Genomic DNA, 1,036 nt, shown 5'->3' on the forward strand with positions numbered 1-1,036 from the left:
AGAAGATTCGAAAGCGAAGTATTACTTCTGTTTTGAAGGAACGCCCGAACTGCCAATGGCGAAAGAAGGCATGAAAGCGTTTAAAGAGGTGGATGCGTGTGAAACGATGATCGTAATGACGCAAGATCAAACGCAAAAAGAGTACCAAGGTTTACCGACACTGACGTCTTTTATAGAAGATATCGAACCTTTGGCGGATTACGTTGCTCGCGATGCGGATGACACTTGTGTGATTTTGTATACATCAGGCACAACGGGACTGCCCAAAGGAGCAGAGCTCACGCAGCAAAACATCGTAATGAATGCGCTTGTGGCTCAGAACATCATGGCGAGTCAGGCTGATGATGTTCATCTAGTAACGTTGCCACTGTTTCATACATTCGGTCAAACCGTGCATCTCAATGCTAGCGTGCAAAGCGGTGCAACTTTGGTTTTAGTCCCTCGATTTGAACCGAAACATGTGTTGGAGCTGATCGAAAAGCATCGAGTGACGCTCTTTGCCGGTGTGCCTACGATGTACATTGGTTTGCTGCATGTTGAACATAATTGCGATATTTCGTCGCTACGAGTAGCCGTTAGTGGAGGCTCGTCGCTACCGACAGAAGTATTTAAGACCTTTGAAGCACGATTCAATGTACCAATTCTAGAAGGTTACGGCTTGTCCGAAACCAGTCCGATAGCGTGTTTTAATCACCTTGATCAAGAGCGAGTACCGGGCTCTGTCGGGCAACCGATTCAAGGTGTTGAGGTGAAAGTCGTTGATCTTGACGGCCATGCTCTCCCTGTCGGTGAGGAAGGCGAAATTATTGTGCGCGGGCACAACGTCATGAAAGGTTATCTTGATCGCCCAGAAGTGACGGAATCGGTGTTGCAAAGTGGTTGGTTCCATACCGGTGACGTCGGGCGATTTGATGAGTCGGGTAATCTGTTTATTGTCGACAGGATGAAAGACTTGATCATTCGAGGTGGCTTCAATGTGTATCCTCGTGAGATTGAAGAAGTATTCATGACGCATCCTGCGGTAGCGAAGATCGGA

The 1,036-nt window shown here is 47.5% G+C and carries 1 protein-coding gene; it reads left to right on the plus strand.

The genetic code is table 11. The features are described from left to right. The coding region (locus R7P72_RS26100; protein ID WP_318111165.1) for an AMP-binding protein at positions 1-1,036 on the plus strand (1,036 nt) is incomplete at both ends.

The organism is Vibrio sp. Vb0888, from assembly GCF_033338835.1.
Taxonomy (GTDB): Bacteria; Pseudomonadota; Gammaproteobacteria; order Enterobacterales; family Vibrionaceae; genus Vibrio; species Vibrio alginolyticus.